Raw genomic sequence first — 20,819 nt, 5'->3', positions numbered from 1 at the left:
GAGCACCCCGGTGCACCCGCCCGGCCCCGGAACCGCCGCCACATTCTGCGAGGAAGCTCCAGTGGAAACACACGAAATCAGCAAACGGTTCCTCGACCATTTCGAGAACCACGGCCACACGCGCGTACCCAGTGCGTCCCTGATCCTGGACGACCCGACGCTGCTGTTCGTCAACGCCGGCATGGTCCAGTTCAAGCCGTACTTCCTCGGCGAGGTGCCGCCGCCGTACCCCCGTGCGACGAGCGTGCAGAAGTGCGTGCGCACCGGCGACATCGACGAGGTCGGCAAGACCACGCGCCACAACACGTTCTTCCAGATGGCGGGTAACTTCTCGTTCGGCGACTACTTCAAGGAAGGCGCCATCGAGCGGGCCTGGGAACTGCTGACCTCCTCCCAGGACGACGGCGGGCTCGGGTTCGACCCGGCCCGGCTCTGGGTGACCGTCTACGAGCACGACGCCGAGGCCGCGGGCCTGTGGCGGGAAATCACCGGTATCCCGTCCGAGCGGATCCAGGTGCGCGACGGCAAGGACAACTACTGGGACATGGGCGTACCCGGCCCCGGTGGCCCGTGCTCGGAGATCTACTACGACCGCGGCCCCGAGTACGGCCGCGACGGCGGTCCGGTGGTCGACGAGGACCGGTACCTCGAGATCTGGAACCTCGTGTTCATGCAGGACGTCCGCGGCGACCAGAGCCCGAAGCTCGGGTATCCGCCGGTCGGTGAGCTGCCGCAGAAGAACATCGACACCGGCATGGGCATCGAGCGGGTCGCGTTCCTGCTGCAGGGCGTGGACAACGTCTACGAGACCGACCTGGTGCGCCCGGTGATCGCGCGGGCCGAGGAGTTCTCCGGCAGGCGGTACGGCGCCGACCACGCCGACGACGTGCGATTCCGCGTCATCGCCGATCACGCCCGTTCCGGCGCGATGCTCATCGGTGACGGTGTCACCCCCGGCAACGAGGCCCGCGGCTACGTGCTGCGCCGGCTGCTGCGGCGGATCGTCCGCGCCGTCCGGCTGCTCGGGGTCCACGAGCCGGTGCTGCCCGAGTTCGCACAGGTGGTGCGCGATGCGATGGCGCCGTCGTACCCGGAGATCGCCCGCGACTTCGACCGCATCAGCGACGTCATGCGCCAGGAGGAGGAATCGTTCCTGGCGACGCTGACCAGTGGCTCGCGTATCTTCGACCTGGCGGCCGAGGAGACGAAGCGCTCCGGCGGGTCGATCCTGGCCGGCGACAAGGCGTTCCAGCTGCACGACACCTACGGCTTCCCGATCGACCTGACCCTCGAGATGGCGGCCGAACAGGGCCTGTCGGTCGACGAGAACGGCTTCCGCACGCTCATGGAGGAGCAGCGGCAGCGGGCGAAGGCCGACGCGGCCTCGCGCAAGACCGGCCACGGCGACCTGTCGGTCTACCGGAGGCTGCTCGAACAGCACGGCGAGACGCAGTTCCTAGGGTACACGGACCTGCAGGCCACGGCCAAGGTCCTCGGACTGCTGTCGGACGGGCAGCCGGTGTCGGTCGTCGGCGAGGGCAGCAAGGCGGAGATCATCCTCGACCGCACTCCCTTCTACGGCGAGAGCGGTGGGCAGATCGCCGACACCGGCGTGCTCGTGGGCCACGGCGTCGAGGTCACGATCACCGACGTGCAGAAGCTCGTGCCCGGCCTGTTCGTCCACCGCGGCGAGGTCACGGGCGGGGAGCTGGCGCTGGACACGGAGCTGACGGCGTCGGTCGACGAGACGCGGCGGCAGTCGGTCGCGCGCTCCCACTCGGCGACGCATCTCGTGCACGCCGCGGTGCGGGGCGCGTACGGGAACCGCGCAGCGCAGGCCGGTTCGCTGAACTCGCCCGGCCGGATGCGGTTCGACTTCACCACGCCGGGTGCGGTGTCGTCGGACGTGCTGACCGAGGTCGAGGAAGAGGTCAACGACTACCTGCAGACCAACGTCGAGGTGTCGGCCTACACGACGACGAAGGACAAGGCCCTCGAGCTCGGCGCGATCGCGCTGTTCGGCGAGAAGTACGGCAACGACGTCCGCGTGGTCGACATGGGCGACTATTCGCGGGAACTGTGCGGTGGGACCCACGTCGACCGGATCGGTGAGCTCGGCCTGGTCAAGCTCGTGTCCGACGCGTCGATCGGCTCGGGCGTGCACCGGGTGGAAGCCCTCGTCGGCACCGACGCGCTCCGGCAGGTCCGGAAGGAGCAGCTGCTCGTGTCCCAGCTGGCCGGCACGCTGAAGGTGCCCGCCGAGCAGGTGCCCGAACGCATCGAGGACGTCCTGTCGCGGCTGCGCAGTGCGGAGAAGGAGATCGAGCAGCTCAAGACGCAGCAGGTGCTCGGTTCCGCGGGCTCGCTGGCCGACGGCGCGGAGGACGTCGCGGGCGTGGCGCTCGTCGCGCGGAAGGTCGAGGGTGGCATCGACGCGGCGGGTGTGCGTGCGCTCGCGGGCGAGGTGCGCAACCGGCTCGGCTCCCGTCCTGGCGTCGTCGCCCTGTTCGCACCGTCCGAGGACGGCAAGGTCAGCTTCGTCGTGGCCACGACCGCTGCTGCCCGCGACAAGGGTCTCGCCGCCGGCAAGCTCGTCCCGTCGTTCGCCGAGGCCGTCGGCGGTCGTGGCGGTGGTAAGCCGGACATGGCCCAGGGTGGCGGCAGCAACCCGGCCGGCATCGACCAGGCGATCGCGGCGTTGCGGAACGCCCTCGCGAACGGGTGAGTGCGGTGGAACCGGACCGGCCCGGGGTCGACGATCCCGGGCCGGGACGTCGGCTTGCCGTGGATGTCGGTTCCGTCCGGGTCGGCGTGGCACTGAGTGATCCCGCGCCGATGTTGGCGACCCCGCTCGTTACGCTGGCCCGGGACTCGGAGGGGAATACCGACATCGGCGAGCTCGCCGGGCTCGCCGCCGAACACGATGTGGTCGAGGTGATCGTGGGACTCCCCAGGACGTTGGCCGACCGGCACGGTTCCGCCGCCGAGATCGCGGCGGAGTACGCGGGGCGGCTCGGCGAACGGATCACGGTTCCGGTGCGACTGGCCGATGAGCGGTTGACGACCGTGACGGCAAGCCGGATGTTGTCGCAGCGCGGTGTGAAGGGCAAGAAACAGCGTGCGGTGGTCGACCAGGCCGCTGCCGTGGAGATCCTGCAGGCGTGGCTCGACGCGCGCAGCGCGGCGATCGCGAGGGGGGCCGGACCGGCATGACGAGCCCGCACGACGGACCCCCGCCGCGTGATCCACGTGATCGCCGTCCGCCGCGGCGGCGCGGCCCGGTAGCCCGGAGCGACGGTGAACCACCGCGTCCCGAGAACCCACCGCGCCCCGAGAACCCGCAGCGTCCCGAGAACCCGCAGCGCCCCGAGAACCCACCGCGTCCGCCCGCGGCCCGCCGTCCGGCCGGGCAGCCGCCTCGCCGAGAGTCGATGGGTGAACCGGGGCCGCCGCCGGGACCGCCGCCGAAGCAGCCGCGTAGGCAGCCACCGCCCGAGGGTGCGCCCCGTGGTGCGGCGCAGGAGCCGCCACGGCCGGAACCCGAGCGCAGGCCCGAACCGCCGCGTGCGCCCCGGGGTGAGGCCCGGCCGCCGGGTGGGCGCGCCGGCCGGTCCCGCCCGGCGATGCCGCCGGTTCCGCCGGAAACACCTGCCGGTGCGGAGGATCAGCCACCGGCGCGGCCCGAACGGCGTGCGCCCGACGGCGAATCGCCCGAGGCCCCTCGCGCGCCGCGACCACGGCAGGCCCCGGGCGGCGAGTCCGCCCCTGGCCGGCGTCACGGGCGCCCTGGCCCGAACGACGGCGTGCACGCGGACGAACGCCCGACACAGATCTTCGACCTCGGCTTCGCCGACGAGGCGGCCCACGTTCCCCACCACGGCGTTCCCCATCACGGCGATGACGCTCACGACGGCTATTACGACGACGTCGGCGGATACGACGAGGGCGCCCGCGGCGGGGCCGGTCACGACGACCGGGACCCGACCCGCAGTGACGACGACTACTTCGACGACAGCGACTACGACGACTACGACGACTATTACTACGATGACGGCGAAGAGGACGATCGCGACGGGGACCGCGCGGAACCGGCGTACATCCTCGGCGACGACGGCGACGATCCACCTCCCACCGAGCGGCGGCGCGGTCGGCGCGCGTTCCGGTGGCTGGCCGCACTCGTCGTGCTCGCACTCCTCGCGGGCGGTGCGTACTTCGGGGCCAGGGAGCTGCTGGGATTCGGCTACGAGGACTACGAGGGCTCCGGCGACACGGACGTGCTGCTGCACGTCGAACAGGGCGACTCGACGCGGACCATCGCGTCCAAACTGGACAAGATCGACGTGGTGGCCAGTGCCGACGCGTTCCTGGACGCCGCGGAGGACGACCAGCGCGTGCTGGCCGTCCAGCCCGGCTACTACGTGGTCAAGACCAAGGCGTCCGGTGCCAGCGCGGTCGAAACGCTCGTCGGCCCTGAAGCCCAGGTCGGGCAGGCCGAGATCCGCGCGGGCACTCGCCTCGCGGACCGGGGTGGCGACAGCCCGCAGCCGGGTGTGCTGAGTCAACTGTCCGAGGCGTCGTGCGCGGACCTGAACGGCGAGAGCACCTGCGTGAGCGTCGAGGACATGCGCAGCGAGATGCAGTCGACGGACCTGACCGAGCTCGGGGTGCCCGAGTGGGCGGCGGAGCCCGCCCAACAGCGGGCTCCCGAGCACCGCCTCGAAGGTCTGATCACGCCCGGCATCTACGACATCCGGCCCGGCTGGGACGCGCGCAAACTCCTCACCGAGGTCCTGACGACGTCGGCCACGCGACTGGAGGCCGCAGGTCTGCCGGACGCCGCGGAGGGGTCCGGGCACACGCCGTACGAGGTTCTGATCATCGCGTCGATCGTGCAGGTCGAAGGCGTGCAACAGGATTTCGGCAAGATCGCCAGGGTGATCGAGAACCGGTTGCGCGAGGGCATGCCCCTCGAGATGGACTCGTCGATCAACTTCGCGCTGGAGAGCCCGACCATTCGCACGAAACGCGAAGCACGGGACAAGGACGGACCGCACAACACGTACACCCGGCGGGGCCTGCCCGCCACCCCGCTCGGCGCGCCGAGTACGGAAGCCATCTCCGCTGCCGAGTCCCCGCAGGAAGGTCCCTGGAAGTACTTCGTGCTGTGCGAGGAGAACGGTCTCTCGTGCTTCAGCCAGTCCTATCCCGAGCACAAGCGGGCCGTCGGGGAAGCGCAGCGCAAGGGGGTGTACTGACCCGATGCCCGCCGCACGCCGGGCCGCCGTGCTCGGCAGGCCCGTCGACCATTCGCTCTCACCCGTCCTGCACGGCGCGGCCTATCGCGCACTGCACCTGCCCGACTGGACGTACGAGCGGATCGACATGGACGAGGCGGGGCTGCCCGCGTTCGTCGACGGTCTCGGCCCGGAGTGGGCGGGCCTGTCGGTGACCATGCCGGGTAAACGCGCCGCGCTGGTCCACGCCACCGAGGTCACCCCGCGGGCACGCGCCGTCGGCGCCGCCAACACGCTCGTGCCGGTCGCGGGCGGCTGGCGGGCCGACTGCACCGACGTCGACGGCGTCATCGGCGCCCTGCGGTGCGCCGGCGGGTTCACCGGCGGCGGCCGCGCCGTCGTGATCGGCGCCGGTGGCACGGCCGCCGCGGTGGTGGTGGCCGCCGCCGAGCTGGGGGTGTCGGCCGTGGCGCTGGTCGTGCGCGAACCGGCGCGGGCGGTCGAGACCACCGAGGCCGCGCGACGGGTGGGTCTCGACGTGGAGGTGCTGCGGTGGTCGGACACCGACCTGGCCGCGCTCGCCGCCGGAGCGGACCTGCTGGTGAGCACCGTGCCGTCCGAAGCGCTGACCGCCGACCTCGACGCGCTGTCCGACGTACCGTGCGTGCTCGACGTGATCTACCACCCGTGGCCGACGCCGCTGGCCGGGGCCGTGACGGCGCGGGGCGGGCGCATCGCCACCGGTCTGGACATGCTGCTGCACCAGGCGTTCGGGCAGGTCGAGCAGTTCACCGGCCACCCGGCACCGCGTGTGGCCATGCGCGACGCGTTGCGTGAGGCCACCGGCGGCGAAGTCCCCCTGCCGCTCGACTGAGACGACGGTCCCCGCGGCTGCCTGCCGGCGGCCGGTCGGGGCAGCCCGGCGCGATCGGGCGGACGCTCGTTTCCCGAAGGACGCCCGACGTTCACCCATCACTCGTAAGGTGGGGCGCGACTTCTGGGAGGTAACTGTGCGTCGATCGCGTTGGCTGTCAGGGTTCGTCGGTGTGGCCGCGTCGGCGGGGCTGGCCGTGTCGTCCGTACCGGCAGTGGCGGATCCGGGTTCCGGCCGAGGCGGTCCGGCCGACGTGCGGTTCGCGACGTTCAACGCGTCCCTGAACCGCGCTGCCGAGGGCGAGCTGCTGCGCGACCTGTCCACCGGCGACGACGAGCAGGCCCGCAAGGTCGCCGAGGTCATCCAGCGCGACCGCCCCGACGTGCTGCTGCTGAACGAGTTCGACTACGTCGCAGGCGGCGCGGCGGCCGACGCGTTCCGCGACAACTACCTCGAAGTGGGCCAGCACGGCGCCGCGCCGATCGACTACCCGCACGCCTACACCGCCCCCGTCAACACCGGCGTGCCCACCGGTTTCGACCTCGACCGGGACGGCGAGACCGGCGGGCCCGGCGACGCGCACGGCTTCGGGGACTTCGAGGGCCAGTACGGCATGCTCGTGCTGTCGAAACACCCGATCGATACCGGGGCCGTGCGCACGTTCCAAAACTTCCGCTGGCAGGACATGCCCGGCGCCACGCTGCCCGACGACCCGGCCACGCCCGAGCCGGATGACTGGTACTCCGACGAGGTTCTGGACGTGTTGCGACTGTCGTCGAAGTCGCACTGGGACCTGCCGATCGACGTCGACGGCCGCACGGTGCACCTGCTTGCCGCCCACCCGACGCCGCCGAGCTTCGACGGCGAGGAGGACCGTAACGGCACCCGCAATCACGACGAGATCCGCTTCTGGGCGGACTACGTGACACCGGGCAAGGGCGGCTACATCTACGACGACGCCGGCGGCCGCGGCGGCCTGAGGCCGGGGGAGCGGTTCGTCATCGCGGGCGACTACAACGCCGACCCGCACGACGGGGACAGCGTCGACGCCGCCGCCACGCAACTGCTCGACGCGCCCCTCGTGCGCGACACCCGGCCCGCCAGCGAGGGCGCCGTCGTCGCTGCCGAACAGCAGGGCGGCGCCAACGACGAGCACGTCGGCCCCGCGCGGCTCGACACCGCCGACTTCGACGATGAGAGTCCCGGAAACCTGCGCGTCGACTACGTGCTGCCGTCCCGCGGCCTGCTGCCCTACGACGACGGCGTGTTCTGGCCCGAACCGGGCACCGACCTGGCACGGCTGGGGGACGCGTCCGATCACCACCTGGTGCGCGTCGACCTGTTCGTGCCCTGATCGTCGACAAGGCCCGTTCCGCGGGACCGACGGGTGCTCGCCGGAACGGGCGCGCGTGACTCGGCCCCGAGCGCCACAGGGGTTAGCGTGTGGCCATGAAGATCGCGATCCTCGACGACTATCAGAACATCGCACTCGAGCTGGCCGACTGGGACTCCCTCGGCGCCGAGGTGGACGTGCTCACCGAACACATCGCCGACCCGGATGCCCTGGTGGAGCGGCTGGCCGGATGCGAGGCCGTGGTCGCCATGCGCGAGCGCACCCGGCTGCCGGGTGACGTGCTGCGACGACTGCCGGAGCTGCGGCTGATCGTCAGTCTGGGAGGTGCGCGGAATCCGGCGATCGATCTCAAGGCCACCGCCGAACTCGGCATCGTCGTGTCGCACACCGGATATCTGCCGCATCCGACGGCCGAGCACACGTGGGCACTGATCCTCGCGGCGATGCGCGGGATCCCGGACGAGACGCGGTCGGTGCGCGAGGGCGGCTGGCAGACGTCGGTGGGCCGCAGCCTGCAGGGCGCCACCTTGGGCGTGATCGGCCTCGGCAGGCTCGGGGCGCGGGTCGCGCGGATCGGCCAGGCGTTCGGGATGCGCACCATTGCCTGGAGCGCCAACCTCACGCAGGAGAAGGCCGACGAGCACGACGTCCTCGCCGTCCCGAAGGAGCAACTGCTGGCCGAATCCGACGTCGTGACGATCCACCAGGTTCTCAGCTCCCGCACCCGCGGGCTCATCGGCGCGCCCGAACTGGCCAGGATGAAGTCGGCCGCGTGGCTGGTCAACACCTCGCGCGGGCCGATCATCGACGAGGCCGCGCTGTTCGACGCGCTGCGGGACCGCCGCATCGGCGGTGCCGCACTCGACGTGTACGACACCGAGCCGCTGCCCGCCGACCACCCACTGCGAACCGTGCCGAACGCCGTGCTGACCCCGCACATCGGCTACGTCGTGCGCGATCTGTACGAGGTGTTCTACCGCGACGCGGTCGCCGACATCGCCGCGTACCAGGCCGGTGAGCCGATCCGGGTGATGTCGCTGTAGTGCGGCCGCCGCGCTCGCCCGCCCGGCCGGTTCAGAGGTCGGCGAGCACCGCGTCGGTGAAGACGGGCCAGGCCTCGACGGCCCACGGCCCGAAGTCCCGGTCGGTCAGCGCGATGCAGGCCACGCCGGCGTCCGGGTCGACCCACAGGAACGTGCCGGACTGTCCGAAGTGGCCGAACGTGCGCGGCGAACTGGTCGTGCCGGTCCAGTGCGGGCTCTTGCCGTCCCGGATCTCGAAGCCCAGGCCCCAGTCGTTCGGCTTCTGGTGTCCCAGGCCGGGCAGAACCCCGTTGAGACCGGGGAACTGCACCTGGGTTGCCTCGTCCAGGGTGGACCGGGCGATGAGTTTCGGCGCGAACAGCTCCGCGGCGAACCGGACCAGGTCATCCACTGTGGACTCCGCGCCGGCGCCGGGGGAGCCGGTGAGCGTCGTCGAGGTCATGCCGAGCGGTGTGAGCACGCCCTCGGTCAGGTACTCGCCGAACGCGATTCCGGAATGCTCGGCCAGAGCGTCGGCGAGCTGCTCGTAGCCGGAGCTGGAGTAGAGCCTGCGCTGCCCCGGCGGTGCCTGCACCTTGTGCTGGTCGAACGCCAGACCCGCCGTGTGGGCCAGCAGGTGCCGGATCGTCGCACCCTCCGGGCCGGCGGGCGTGTCGAGCTCGACGGCCCCCTCCTCGACGGCCACCAGCGCGGCATAGGCGGTGAGCAACTTCGTCACCGACGCGAGCGGGAACACGCGCGCCGTGTCGCCATGAGAGCCGCGCACCGTTCCGTCGGTACCGACGACCGCCGCCGCCGCATGGGGAACCGGCCACTGTTCGATCAACCGCAGGCTGTCCATGCGCACCACCCTAGGCAGCCGAGACAGGCCGGACGGGGGAGGGTCCAGGGCCCGGACGGGGCGTCCCGACCGGGGGAACCCGGTGCCGGAGCGCGGCGGCACCGGGTTCCCCGCGAAGGTGCGTGCGAGGCGGACGTCAGGTGCCGGTGCCGCCCCTGGAGCCGCCCGCACCGCCCGCGGACTCCGGACCGGCTTGCGCCGCGCTGTCGGCGGCGGTTCCGGCGTCGGCAGCGGCCGGGTCCTTCTCGTCCTCGGCGCCATCGGCGTCGTCCTCGCGTCCCGGGGTGCGCAGATTCCACTTGGTGATCACCCAGCGGAACACGACGTAGTAGATCGCCGCGTAGACCAGGCCGATCGGAATCAGCAGCCACGCCTTGTTCGCCGCGGGGGCGGTCATGTTGAGCAGGAAGTCGATCCCGCCCGCGGAGAACGAGAAGCCCAGATGGATGTCGAGGGCGTTGACGAGCATCATCGACGTGCCGGTCAGCACCGCGTGGATCAGGTACAGCGGCCACGCCACGAACATGAACGCGAACTCGATCGGCTCGGTGATGCCGGTGAGGAAGGCGGTCAGGGCCGAGGAGAGCATCACGCCGCCGACGAGCTTCTTCTGGCTCGGCTTGGCCGACTGCCAGATCGCCAGCGCCGCCGCGGGCAGCGCGAACATGAAGATCGGGAAGAAGCCCGTCATGAACGCGCCCGCATTCGGATCGCCCGCGAAGAAGTTGTTGATGTCGCCGCCGTCGAAGACGAACCACAGCGGCACGTTGAGCAGCTGGTGCAGGCCGACCGGGATCAGCAGCCGGTTCAGCATGCCGTAGAGGCCACCGCCGACGACGGCGTCGCTGGTGGCGGCCTCACCGGCGGCCTGGATCCCGGCGTCGATGACCGGGAACGCCAGGCCGAACACCACGCCGAGCAGCAGCAGCGCGAACGAGTTGACGATCGGCACGAACCGGCGACCGCCGAAGAACGCCAGGTACTGCGGCAGTTTCACCCGGTGGAACCGCTGCCACAGCACCGCCGTCACCAGGCCCACGACGATGCCGGAGAGCACGCTGTAGGGCCACTTGATCGGCTGGAGGAGCCAGGCCTCCTCGTAGCCCTCGAGGTCCTCGATCGGCGCGAAGACCTGCACGACCTTGTTGAACACCACGAAGCCGACGGCCGCGGCCACACCGGTGGAACCGTCGCCCTTGCGCGCGAAACCGACGGCGATGCCGACCGCGAACAGCAGCGGCAGCCAGTCGAACAGTCCGCCACCCGCGGCGACGAAGACGTCGGCGACGCCGGACGTGGCGTCCCAGCGGCCGAGCATGTCGGCTTGGCCGAGACGGTTCAGCAGGCCGGCCGCGGGCAGCGTGGCGATGGGCAGCATGAGGCTGCGCCCGAACCGCTGCAGACCGGCCAGGCCTCTGCGGTTGCCCTGCGCTCGATCGCTCATGAGCGTCCTTCCGGTGGGTACGTGGTCGACGGGATCGGGTTGTCGGATTCGTGGTCCGCGGGGTGCAACCGGACAGAGTAGCGGGAATCGGGCCGTCGCCGTGGGCGATTCGCCGATGCCGCGCCGCGGGCCGGGCGCGGTGATAGATTCCGGTCTAGACCACTCGGTCGAAGAGGGAGAATGCTCCGTCGCTCGACCGGGTGTCAACCCGCTACTGTTCGTGTGGAGCGGTGCCGGGACCGGCGGGAACGGCGCCGTCGCCGACGCGGCGGCACGGCACACCGGCCGACCGGAACCCGCCGGTGCGCCCCGGTCGCGGCGACAACTGAACGCGGCGACAACTGAACGCGGCGACAACTGAACACAGCACCACGACGCCGTGCCGCCGGGACGCCGTGCTGTCGGGGCACCGTGCCGCCGGGCGTGGCAGGACTGCCGTGGCAGCCGGGTGCCGTGGCAGCCGGGTGCTGTGGCGCTGAGGTGCTGTGGCATGGGTGCCGGGACGGCAACCACAACCCAGCGGGCCGGGACGATCCGGTAGAACCGACACTCCGGGCAAACACGAGGCTGCACCACGACGGGTGCAGCAGGAACGAATCGGGAGGCCGTGATGGCGGACGAGAGGGCGGGGCGGATCCTTGCGGCTCTGGGCGGCGCGGGCAACGTCGTCGAGATCGAAGGCTGCATCACCCGGCTGCGGTGCGAGCTCGAGGACGGGTCCGTCGTCGACGAGGCGGCGCTGAAACAGGCGGGCGCGCACGGCGTGATGAAGGCCGGTTCGGTGGTGCAGGTCGTGGTCGGCCCAGAGGCCGACGCGATCGCCGAGGACATTCAGGACCTGCTGTGACGGGTGTGGAGCGGGTCGTGTGGAGCCCGGTCGGCGGCACCGTGACAGCGCTCGCCGATGTGCCCGATCCGGTGTTCTCGCAGGCCATGGTCGGTCCCGGGATCGCGGTGGAACCGCGCGGCGGCCGTGCCGATGCGGTGGCGCCGATCGACGGCACGTTGACGACCGTGCACGCGCACGCGTTCGTCATCGCGGGTGACGACGGCGCGGCCGTGTTGGTGCACCTCGGCATCGACACCGTCAAACAGCAGGGCGAGGGCTTCACGCTGCACGTGGTGAAGGGTGAGCGCGTGCGGGCAGGGCAGCCGGTCGTCGGCTGGGACCCGGACGCGGTGCGGGCCGCCGGCTACGCGCCGATCGTGCCCGTGATCGCCCTCGACGCTCAGCAGGAGGCCCTGCGGCCCGTCGATGCCGGCAGGACGGTCGAGGTGGGCGACGAGCTGTTCACCTGGAGCGGCTGAACCAGCGGCGGGATCACGCCGCTGCGACGGGCCGTCCGGCTGGGGGTGCGTTCGGACGTCGGCCTCGGCACGGCGGGTGCGGCACGTGGTGTCCGGCCGGGGTCGTGTGGCTCGGGTTGTGCGGATGTGGGTGCGATGCGAACGGTCCTTTCGTGACGGTGGCTGTCGTCCGGCCGGGTGGGATCCGGCCCGGGTGTGACAGCCGCGGTACCCCTCGTGTCACCACGGCTTGGTGCCGGGCCGGATCCGGCGCAGGCTGGCGTGCGTGTTCCGGGAATGGATGATCACCATCGCGGCCGGCGCCGCGGGTGCGGCGGTCGCGTGGGCAGCGTGCCGGGTCACGGCTCGTGCGCCGCGGCCCGCCGCCGTGCCTGTCCGGTGCTGCGTGGTGGTGACCGCGCTCGCGTGGGTCTGGCTCGGCCGGCGCTGGTCGGTGGGCGGCCTGCCCGGCTGGTGGCTGCCCGTGCCGCTGGCCGTGTTCGCCGTGGCGGCACCGCTCGTGGCGGCCGACCTGAGGTACCGCAGGCTGCCGGACGTCCTCACCGCGACGCTCGCCGCGCTCGTCGGCGTCGCCCTCGCGGCGAGCGCCTTCGCCGTGGACGCTGTTGCGGCGGATTCGGGGGAGGCGGGCACCGGGCTCGTGGTGCGGAGCGTCGCCGGAGCCGTGGGCTTCACCGTCGTGCATGCGCTGGTGCGGGCGGTGTCACCCCGTTCGATGGGTGCGGGTGACGTCAAGCTGGCCGCCGGCCTCGGTGGCGGGGCCGGCGCGGTCGGCTGGCCCGCACTCGTGGTCACGTCGGCTGTCGCATCGCTCGTCACGCTGGCGGCGGCATGGATGACGCGGGTGATGTGCCGCGGGCCGACCGGCCGGGGCGTGCCGCACGGACCCGGCATGGTGCTCGGAGCCTGCCTGGTCGTGGCCTTTCCCGGGGCCGGGTTGGACGGCGGTGTGGGGCCGGCGACGTGGGCGGTCACCGGCTCGGGCATGGGCGTGATCACGCCTGGTCCCGGGTAGCTGCGGTCACGCAGCCGCGACGTGACAGGATCGGCGGTGTGTTGCGCTGGATAACCGCAGGTGAGTCCCACGGCCCGGCCCTGGCCGCGATTCTCGAGGGCATGGTGGCCGGCGTCGAGGTGACGACGTCCGACATCGGTGAACAGCTCGCCCGCAGGAGGCTCGGTTTCGGCCGCAGCCCGCGGATGGGTTTCGAGACGGACCAGGTCGACTTCGTCGGCGGCGTCCGTCACGGCACGACCCAGGGTGGTCCGATCGCCGTGCAGATCGACAACTCGGAGTGGCCGAAGTGGGAGAAGGTCATGGCGCCCGATCCCGTCGACCCGGCCTCGATCGAGGGGCTCGCGCGGAACGAGGCACTGACCCGGCCGCGGCCCGGTCACGCCGATCTGCCGGGGATGCAGAAATACGGCTTCCCCGAGGCGCGGCCCGTGCTCGAACGCGCGAGCGCACGGGAGACGGCATCGAGGACGGCCCTGGGCACTGTCGCGCGTGCGTTCCTGCGCCAGTTGCTCGGTGCCGAGGTCATCAGCCACGTCGTGTCCATCGGCGGCGCGGAGGCACCCGAAGGGCCGTTGCCGCAGCCGGGGGATCTCGCCGCGATCGACGAGAGCCCGGTGCGGGCGTTCGGCGAGGAGGCGACCGAGGCGATGGTCGCCGAGGTCGACGCGGTGCGGAAGGCGGGTGACACCGTCGGCGGCGTCATCGAGGTGATCGTCCACGGCCTGCCGCCGGGCCTCGGCTCACACGTGCACTGGGACCGCAGGCTCGACGCCAAGCTCTCCGGCGCGCTCATGGGTGTGCAGGCGATGAAGGGCGTCGAGATCGGCGACGGTTTCACCACCGCTCACCGGTGGGGCAGCCAGGCGCACGACGAGATCGATCCCGGCGACGGGCCGACGGGCGTGACCCGGCGCTCCAACCGCGCGGGAGGCCTCGAAGGCGGCATCACCAACGGTGAGCCGCTGCGGGTGCGTGTCGCCATGAAGCCGATCTCGACCGTGCCCAAGGCCCTGTCCACAGTGGACGTGGAGACCGGGGAGCCCGCCGTCGCCATCCACCAACGCTCGGACGTGTGCGCCGTGCCGCGCGCCGGAGTGGTGCTGGAGTCGGTGGTAGCGCTCGTGGTGGCCGACGCGGCGCTGGAGAAGTTCGGCGGCGACTCGCTCGCCGAGTCCCGGCGCAACCTCGACGGGTATCTCGCCTCGCTCGACGAGTGGTGGCGACGCGGCGGCGCGGAATGAGCCCGATGCCGGGGCCTGTCGTCGTGGTGGGCCCGCCGGGATCTGGCAAGAGCACCGTCGGACGGCTGCTCGCCGACCGCCTCGGCGTCCCTTTCCGGGACGCCGACGCCGACATCGAAGCCGCCGAAGGACGTGCGATCAGCGACATCTTCGCCGAGGACGGCGAGCCGGTGTTCCGCGACATCGAGGAACGCACCATCGCGCGGACGCTCCCCGAGCACGAGGGCGTGTACGCGCTCGGCGGCGGTGCCGTGCTCGCGGCCGGGACGCGGCGCAGGCTCGCCGGGCACACCGTGGTGTTCCTCGCCGTCGGCATGGCGGAAGGTGTGCGGCGCACGGGCCTGTCGACCGCCCGACCGCTGCTGACCGGCGTCAACCCGCGGGCCACCTACAAGGCGTTGCTCGATGAGCGGCTGCCGGTCTACCGGGAGGTCGCTACCTGCGAGGTCAACACCGACGACCGGACCCCGGATGACATCGTCGCCGAGGTGATCGATCGCCTCGGCGACCCGACGAACACGACGACCCGAACATGACGACCCCACGAACATGACGAGGAGCAGGGGATGACCAGCGAGCCGGTCCGCATCGAGGTCCGCACCGCGCGGCCGTACGAGGTCATGGTGGGCCGTGGGCTGCTCGGCGAGCTCACGCAGGCCGTCGGTGACGCCTCGACGGTCGCGTTGATCCACCCGCCGTCGCTGACCACGACCGCTGAGGCGGTGCGCGCCGAGCTCGCCGAGGCGGGGCTGGACGCCCACCGGGTCGAGATCCCCGATGCCGAGGACGGCAAGGCGCTCAAGGTGGCCGACTTCCTGTGGGACGTGTTCGGGCAGATGGGCCTGGACCGCCGCGGTGTGGTCGTCGGCCTGGGCGGCGGGGCTGTCACCGACGTGGCGGGTTTCGTGGCCGGGACGTGGATGCGCGGCGTGAAGCTGGTGAACGTGCCGACGACGCTGCTGGGCATGGTCGACGCCGCGATCGGCGGCAAGACCGGCATCAACACCGAGGCCGGCAAGAACCTCGTCGGGGTGTTCCACGAGCCGTCGACGGTGCTCGTTGATCTCGCCACGCTGGACACGCTGCCGCCGAACGAGCTCGTCGCGGGCATGGCCGAGATCGTCAAAGCCGGCTTCATCGCCGATCCGGTGATCCTCGATCTGATCGAGGCAGACCCGGCCGCCGCTGTCGACACCCAGGGCGAGGTGCTGGGCGAGCTGGTGCGCAGGGCCATCCAGGTCAAGGCGGACGTCGTCGCGGCCGACCTGCGGGAATCGGACCTGCGGGAAATCCTGAACTACGGGCACACACTCGGTCACGCTGTCGAGCGCAGGGAGCGCTACCGCTGGCGGCACGGTGCGGCGGTCAGCGTGGGCCTCGTGTTCGCCGCGGAACTCGCCCGCCTGGCGGGCAGGCTGGACGACGCGACGGCGGACCGGCACACCACGGTGCTGCAGTCGCTGGGCCTGCCGACCCGGTACGACGCCGACGCGCTGCCGCAGCTGCTGGAGAACATGCGCTCGGACAAGAAGACCCGCTCGGGCACACTCCGGTTCGTCGTACTGGACGGGCTCGCCAAGCCGAGCAGGCTCGAAGGTCCGGACCCGGCGCTGCTGGCCGGGGCGTACTCGGTCGTGGCGTCCGACGAGGCGACCGGCTCGACGGGGAGCGGAGGGCTGCTGCTGTGACGGTGTTCGTGCTGAACGGGCCGAACCTCGGCAGGCTCGGCACGCGTGAGCCCGGCGTGTACGGCGCGACGACCTATGCCGGGCTCGTCACGCTGTGCACGGAGACCGGTGCGGCGCAGGGTCTCGACGTCGACGTGCGGCAGACCGACCACGAGGGCGAGATGGTCGGCTGGCTGCACGAGGCTGCGGATCTGGGCGCTCCCGTGGTACTGAACGCGGGCGCGTGGACGCACTACTCGATAGCCGTCCGCGACGCCGCGGCGCAGCTGTCGGCTCCGCTGCTGGAGGTGCACATCTCGAACGTGCACCGGCGGGAGGAGTTCCGGCACCACAGCGTCCTGTCCGACATCGCGACCGGGGTACTGGCCGGATTCGGCGTCGACGGGTACCGACTCGCGCTCGAGTGGCTGGCGCGTCACCCCGCCTGATCCTCGTAGGATGACCGCTACGGCCCTGCCACTACCGGGTGACGGCGGTCGTACACTGAGCGTCCGCCCACGCGACGTTCGGCGGGATTGCGGCGCCACGCCGGGTGGTGTGTGACGTTGGGGGGAGAACGTACGGGGAGGGACGGAGTTGGTCGGCGCGATGAATCGGCCTCGGAGCAGGCGGAGCCGGGACGGGCGCGCGGGGGGATCGCGGGCCCGGCGCGCGCGGCCGGCCGCGGCCGTCGTCGTCGGCATGGCGCTGGTCGCCGCCTGTACCCCGAGCGACGCGCAGACCCGCGGCGGCGATCGTGACAGTGGCGCCTCGCGCACCCCTCGTACGCCGTCGATGCAGCAGGAACAGCTCGCGCTCGAGGTCGACCGGCGGCGGCAGAGCGGCGGCGTGGTCGCCCACGGCGGCGCCGACGCGCCGTACAACTACGGCCCGACAGTCATGCGCGACGGCGACACGACCCGCATGTGGTGGTGCAGCCAGTACGGCAGGGCCCGGCCGCCGGGGGACGACCTCCTGCACGCACGGTCCGGCGGGCTCGACGGGCCGTTCCGCGCACCCGGTGGTGGCATTCCCGAGGTGGTCCTGTCGGGTGCGCCGGGGTCGTTCGACGGCAAGCACACGTGCGATCCGTCGGTGATCCGTGTCAACGGGATGTACTACCTGTACTACACGGGAGCGGCGGGCAGTCACGATCACGGCAACGCCATCGGCCTGGCCACCAGCACCGACGGCCGCAGCTGGAAACGCACCGGCTCGCCGATCGTGCGGGCGGCTCACGACACGAACCGGGACAACACCTACGGCGCAGGGCAACCGGCGGTGGTGCACGTCGACGGCTGGTTCTACCTCATGTTCACCGACACCACCGGCGACGCAGCCGGCTGGAACGGTGCCGGCCAGTTCGTGCTCCGCGCCAAGGAGCCGACGTTCTCCGGCAATGTCGAGGCGCTCGGTCCCGACGGTTTCACCGGAGTCGACGGCACCGCGGCCCCGCGGCAGCGGTCGGTCGTGGACGCGTTCAGCGCCGACCTGACGTGGATCGATGCGATGGACGCCTTCGGCATCGCGCACCAGACCGACCGCGGAACGACGGTCACCTTCTGGAACCGGGACTTCTCGGCGCAGCCGTATGCACCCGTGGTGCTGCCGGTGCCCTGGAAGGAAGGCCCCGGCCTGGTCCGTTCCCCGCAGGGGCACGCGCCGGTCTCCACGGAGAGTCCGTGCGGGCGGGTCCCGATCGACGTCGTGCAGGCCACGCGTACCGGCAGGGCCGGGGCGCCGACGGGGCTGCGGCACTTCGGCGCCGACGCCTACGGATTCGAGGGCTGCCGCACCGTCAACGGCGCGCTGGCGGCGCTGGACGGGTTCGCGGTGCCCTCCCCGGAACGCACGATGGACGTGATCGCCGATGGGCGGGTGCTCCGAGTGGAGCGGCGTTCGGTGGCAGAGGCGCTGTCGTTGCGCGTGCTGGACGACCGACTGCCCGTACTCGACGAGGCCGACGTCGCCGCGCGGCTGCCCGCGGAGGCGCGCGTGGTCGAATCCCCCGAGGGGCGCGGTTTCCTGCTCGGCGACACGATCTGGCCGGTGACCGGCGCGTCCGCGGAGAATGCGTTCGCCGCGAACGGCTCCGAACCGGAGCGGATCAGCACCGAACAGTGGCGGACACACGCCCTCGGGCCGACGCTCGGGTCCTGATCCCGCACGGACGCCGTCCCGGGCGATCCCGTGTGGACGGCGTCGGCACCGGCGGGGCACGTCCTGTCCGGCGGCGTCGCGACCGGACGAGCACGTCGAGCCGGACAGTCGGACGGCCCGCGTCGACCGGCGAGGTCGTGAACGGCCGCGACGTGTGGTCCGGCCGGGCTCGGGGTCAGTCGCCGGAGGAGCGGTCGCCGCCGGGGGAGTCCGATCCGGATCGTCTCGTCCGCAGGCGGGGTGTGGGACGCGGGCGGCGGTCCGGCCGCGGCTTCGCCAGCAGCACGGTCTCGTTGCGTTCGTCGCGGCCCGCGGGTGTCCGTGCCACGGCCGTGGCGGAGCGGGGCCGTGCACCCGCGTCCGGGCCGTCGGCGGTATCGGCGTCGTCCGGGTCGAGGTCGGGCGGGTCGAGGTCGCCGCGATCCGTGTCGGGCTCGTCGCCGGGATCGGTGTCCAGGTCGGACCCGGGACGGGAAATACGGGAGCCGACGACCAGCCCGAGCGCTGCGGGAATCAGCACCAGCAGAGCGGTGAACGCGGCGCCGCTCGTCAGCGCCGCTCCGAGCTCGCTGACGCCTGTGCGGTCGACCAGCACCGCCTTGCCGATGACGCCGAGAACCCCTGCGGCCGGGCCGGTGACCAGTCCGGCGATGAACCAGGTGCGGCCGCCGTCGGGGCGGCGGGACCAGCCGTCGAGCGCACCCCACAGCGCGGCCGCACCGACGAGCAGAGCGATCGCGGCCGCGCGGGCGAGCGTGGTCTCGCCCGGTTGGAACACGGCGATCTTGGCGAGCGCGACCGTGGCGGCGGCATGCAGCACCGACATGCCGAGCGCGCGGAGGACCCAGTGCGGCATCGGCCCACTGTAACCGCCACCGCCACGTCGTCACCCGATCCGGGCTTAAGCTGTCCGCCGTGTCTGACTCGTCCTCGTACACCCACGCCGACGCGCACCGGCGCCGCCGCGGCGCACTCGCCGAGCGGCTGCAGGCCGCCGAGCTCGATGCGCTGTTGGTGACCGATCTGCGCAACATCCGTTACCTGACCGGGTTCACCGGCTCGAACGCGGCATTGCTGCTGCACGCAGCAGGCGACACGGACACGGTGTTCTGCACCGACGGGCGGTACACCACCCAGGCCGCCTCCGAGGTGCCGGACCTGACGACGGTCGTCGACAGGGCGAGCGCGCTCGCCCTGGCCCGGCGCGCGGCCGGCGAACCCGCCCGATACCGGCGCACCGGGTTCGAGAGCCAGTACGTGAGCGTGGAGCAGCACGCGGGCCTGGCCGAGGCTGCGGGTGACGTCGAGCTGCGCCGCAGCCCGGGTCTGGTGGAGCGGCTGCGCCTGGTCAAGGACGAGCTCGAGATCGACGCGCTGCGCCGGGCGTGCGCAGCGGCGGACCAGGCGCTCGCCGGCTTGCTGTCCGACGGCGGTCTGCGGCCGGGCCGCAGCGAACGCGAGGTCGCCCGCGACCTGGAGAATCGGATGCTGGACCACGGCTCGGAGGGGGCGGCGTTCCCGTCCATCGTGGCTGCGGGGGCGCACTCGGCGATCCCACACCACCGCCCCACCGATGCGGTCCTCGCCACCGGTGACCTGGTGAAGATGGACTTCGGCGCCACCGTGGACGGCTACCACTCGGACATGACGCGCACCGTCGTGCTGGGCACGCCCGCGGCGTGGCAGCAGGAGATCTACGACCTGGTGCAGGCCGCGCAGCTGTCGGGCGTCGCGGCAGCCGTTCCGGGAGCGGGGACCGCGGCGGTGGACGCGGCGTCGCGGGACGTCATCGCCGGGGCGGGGCGCGCCGAGGAGTTCCTGCACGGCCTCGGGCACGGCGTCGGCCTGGAGGTTCATGAGGCTCCGAGTCTGGCCAAGACCGGCGACGGTACACTGGCGGCCGGTATGGCGGTCACCGTCGAGCCCGGCGTGTATGTCGCCGGCCGTGGTGGAGTCCGCATCGAGGACACGCTCGTCGTGCGGGAGTCAGCTCCCGAGCTCCTCACCCTCAGCACGAAGGAACTCGTGGTCGTCTAAGTACGCGGCCCGACCCCGATATCAGGAGAACTCACAGCAGTGGCCACCACCAACGACCTGAAGAACGGCGTCGTCCTCAACTTGGACGGCCAGCTCTGGTCCGTCGTGAACTTCCAGCACGTCAAGCCGGGTAAGGGCGGTGCGTTCGTGCGCACCACTCTCAAGAACGTGCTCTCCGGCAAGGTCGTGGACAAGACGTTCAACGCGGGCACGAAGGTCGAGACGGCGAACGTCGACCGCCGGACGATGACGTACCTGTACAACGACGGAACCGACTACGTGTTCATGGACGGCGAGACCTTCGACCAGGTCTCGGTGCCGCCGCAGACCGTGGGCGACGCCGCGAAGTTCCTGCTGGAGAACAGCGAGGTGCAGGTCGCCCAGCACGAGGGTGAGACGTTGTACGTCGAACTGCCCGCCTCGGTCGAGCTCACCATCGAGCAGACCGACCCGGGCGTGCAGGGCGACCGCTCGACGGGCGGCACCAAGCCGGCGCAGCTGGAGACCGGAGCCGAGGTCCAGGTTCCGCTGTTCGTCAACCAGGGCGAGAAGATCAAGGTCGACACCCGTGACGGCCGCTATCTCGGCCGCGTGTGAG

18 protein-coding genes and 1 pseudogene are annotated in these 20,819 nt (G+C 71.8%); 16 read left to right on the top strand and 3 right to left on the bottom strand.

What is annotated here, in order from left to right:
• The first annotated feature begins 61 nt into the window (after nt 1–61).
• The 6 genes from alaS to LY40_RS00760 all read left to right on the top strand — a co-directional run bounded on the left by alaS (nt 62) and on the right by LY40_RS00760 (nt 8,505).
• Nucleotides 62–2,725: an alanine--tRNA ligase gene (gene alaS, locus LY40_RS00785; protein WP_183786952.1), complete on the top strand. Its 2,664-nt coding sequence runs from the start codon at nt 62–64 to the stop codon at nt 2,723–2,725.
• On the top strand, nt 2,722–3,213 hold the full coding sequence (ruvX, locus tag LY40_RS00780; protein ID WP_258935615.1) for a Holliday junction resolvase RuvX: 492 nt from the start codon (nt 2,722–2,724) through the stop codon (nt 3,211–3,213). The genes alaS and ruvX overlap by 4 nt, the downstream gene beginning before the upstream one ends.
• A 590-nt stretch (nt 3,214–3,803) precedes the next feature.
• The gene (locus LY40_RS00775) at nt 3,804–5,255 is read left to right on the top strand and encodes an endolytic transglycosylase MltG (protein WP_258935614.1); all 1,452 of its coding nucleotides are present in this window, start codon (nt 3,804–3,806) and stop codon (nt 5,253–5,255) included.
• Nucleotides 5,256–5,259: 4 nt separating this feature from the next.
• Complete coding sequence (locus tag LY40_RS00770) at nt 5,260–6,108, top strand: shikimate dehydrogenase (protein WP_258935613.1); 849 nt, start codon at nt 5,260–5,262, stop codon at nt 6,106–6,108.
• A 154-nt stretch (nt 6,109–6,262) separates the two neighbouring features.
• Nucleotides 6,263–7,462, top strand: a complete 1,200-nt coding sequence (locus LY40_RS00765) for an endonuclease/exonuclease/phosphatase family protein (RefSeq protein ID WP_372497796.1) — start codon at nt 6,263–6,265, stop codon at nt 7,460–7,462.
• Nucleotides 7,463–7,557: 95 nt separating this feature from the next.
• A complete protein-coding gene (locus LY40_RS00760; RefSeq protein ID WP_258935612.1) occupies nt 7,558–8,505 on the top strand; it encodes a D-2-hydroxyacid dehydrogenase family protein in 948 nt (315 codons plus the stop codon).
• A gap of 31 nt (nt 8,506–8,536) precedes the next feature.
• On the opposite strand, the gene LY40_RS00755 is transcribed toward LY40_RS00760, so the two are convergent.
• Nucleotides 8,537–9,346, bottom strand: coding sequence for a serine hydrolase domain-containing protein (locus tag LY40_RS00755; protein WP_258935611.1), 810 nt, complete (start codon nt 9,344–9,346; stop codon nt 8,537–8,539).
• Nucleotides 9,347–9,482: 136 nt separating this feature from the next.
• Nucleotides 9,483–10,790: a PTS transporter subunit EIIC gene (locus tag LY40_RS00750; protein WP_258935610.1), complete on the bottom strand. Its 1,308-nt coding sequence runs from the start codon at nt 10,788–10,790 to the stop codon at nt 9,483–9,485.
• 598 nt (nt 10,791–11,388) lie between these two features.
• Between LY40_RS00750 and LY40_RS00745 the strand changes: the two are divergent.
• The 8 genes and pseudogenes from LY40_RS00745 to LY40_RS00710 form a co-directional block, all read left to right on the top strand.
• Nucleotides 11,389–11,637, top strand: a pseudogene (locus tag LY40_RS00745) (PTS sugar transporter subunit IIB); the annotation flags it as partial.
• A 5-nt stretch (nt 11,638–11,642) separates the two neighbouring features.
• Nucleotides 11,643–12,098 carry a PTS sugar transporter subunit IIA gene (locus LY40_RS00740; RefSeq protein WP_258935665.1) on the top strand — a complete coding sequence of 152 codons (456 nt, stop codon included), beginning with the start codon at nt 11,643–11,645 and terminating at the stop codon, nt 12,096–12,098.
• Between the two features lie 265 nt (nt 12,099–12,363).
• Complete coding sequence (locus LY40_RS00735) at nt 12,364–13,113, top strand: prepilin peptidase (protein WP_258935609.1); 750 nt, start codon at nt 12,364–12,366, stop codon at nt 13,111–13,113.
• A 38-nt stretch (nt 13,114–13,151) separates the two neighbouring features.
• The gene (gene aroC, locus LY40_RS00730; RefSeq protein ID WP_258935608.1) at nt 13,152–14,357 is read left to right on the top strand and encodes a chorismate synthase; all 1,206 of its coding nucleotides are present in this window, start codon (nt 13,152–13,154) and stop codon (nt 14,355–14,357) included.
• A 5-nt stretch (nt 14,358–14,362) separates the two neighbouring features.
• Nucleotides 14,363–14,893 (top strand): shikimate kinase, encoded by a 531-nt coding sequence (locus tag LY40_RS00725; RefSeq protein ID WP_372497794.1) that lies wholly within the window; start codon nt 14,363–14,365, stop codon nt 14,891–14,893.
• Nucleotides 14,894–14,923: 30 nt separating this feature from the next.
• A complete protein-coding gene (gene aroB, locus LY40_RS00720; protein WP_183786961.1) occupies nt 14,924–16,045 on the top strand; it encodes a 3-dehydroquinate synthase in 1,122 nt (373 codons plus the stop codon).
• The gene (gene aroQ / locus LY40_RS00715) at nt 16,042–16,473 is read left to right on the top strand and encodes a type II 3-dehydroquinate dehydratase (RefSeq protein ID WP_183786962.1); all 432 of its coding nucleotides are present in this window, start codon (nt 16,042–16,044) and stop codon (nt 16,471–16,473) included. Before aroB ends, aroQ begins: the two co-directional genes overlap by 4 nt.
• Before the next feature lie 253 nt (nt 16,474–16,726).
• Entirely contained in the window at nt 16,727–18,184 is a 1,458-nt protein-coding gene (locus tag LY40_RS00710) for a family 43 glycosylhydrolase (RefSeq protein WP_258935606.1), read from the top strand.
• 175 nt (nt 18,185–18,359) lie between these two features.
• On the opposite strand, the gene LY40_RS00705 is transcribed toward LY40_RS00710, so the two are convergent.
• Entirely contained in the window at nt 18,360–19,040 is a 681-nt protein-coding gene (locus LY40_RS00705; RefSeq protein WP_258935605.1) for a B-4DMT family transporter, read from the bottom strand.
• Between the two features lie 59 nt (nt 19,041–19,099).
• Between LY40_RS00705 and LY40_RS00700 the strand changes: the two genes are divergently transcribed.
• Both LY40_RS00700 and efp read left to right on the top strand, forming a co-directional pair.
• Nucleotides 19,100–20,221, top strand: coding sequence for a M24 family metallopeptidase (locus tag LY40_RS00700; RefSeq protein ID WP_183786965.1), 1,122 nt, complete (start codon nt 19,100–19,102; stop codon nt 20,219–20,221).
• 39 nt (nt 20,222–20,260) lie between these two features.
• Nucleotides 20,261–20,818, top strand: coding sequence for an elongation factor P (gene efp / locus LY40_RS00695; protein WP_183786966.1), 558 nt, complete (start codon nt 20,261–20,263; stop codon nt 20,816–20,818).
• Nucleotide 20,819: the final 1 nt, after the last annotated feature.

This window comes from Prauserella salsuginis (assembly GCF_024648885.1).
GTDB classification, from domain to species: Bacteria; Actinomycetota; Actinomycetes; order Mycobacteriales; family Pseudonocardiaceae; genus Prauserella; species Prauserella salsuginis.
Note: the sequence above shows the minus strand (reverse complement) of the source record. Positions and strands in the feature narration are given on the sequence as shown.

Bases quoted from the DNA above. Each gene is read 5' to 3' on its own strand.
- LY40_RS00770 (WP_258935613.1), top strand. From the start codon at position 5,260: ATGCCCGCCGCACGCCGGGCCGCCGTGCTCGGCAGGCCCGTCGACCAT.
- LY40_RS00760 (WP_258935612.1), top strand. From the start codon at position 7,558: ATGAAGATCGCGATCCTCGACGACTATCAGAACATCGCACTCGAGCTG.
- LY40_RS00755 (WP_258935611.1), bottom strand. From the start codon at position 9,346: ATGGACAGCCTGCGGTTGATCGAACAGTGGCCGGTTCCCCATGCGGCG.
- LY40_RS00750 (WP_258935610.1), bottom strand. From the start codon at position 10,790: ATGAGCGATCGAGCGCAGGGCAACCGCAGAGGCCTGGCCGGTCTGCAG.
- LY40_RS00725 (WP_372497794.1), top strand. From the start codon at position 14,363: ATGCCGGGGCCTGTCGTCGTGGTGGGCCCGCCGGGATCTGGCAAGAGC.
- aroB (WP_183786961.1), top strand. From the start codon at position 14,924: ATGACCAGCGAGCCGGTCCGCATCGAGGTCCGCACCGCGCGGCCGTAC.
- LY40_RS00710 (WP_258935606.1), top strand. From the start codon at position 16,727: ATGGCGCTGGTCGCCGCCTGTACCCCGAGCGACGCGCAGACCCGCGGC.
- LY40_RS00705 (WP_258935605.1), bottom strand. From the start codon at position 19,040: ATGCCGCACTGGGTCCTCCGCGCGCTCGGCATGTCGGTGCTGCATGCC.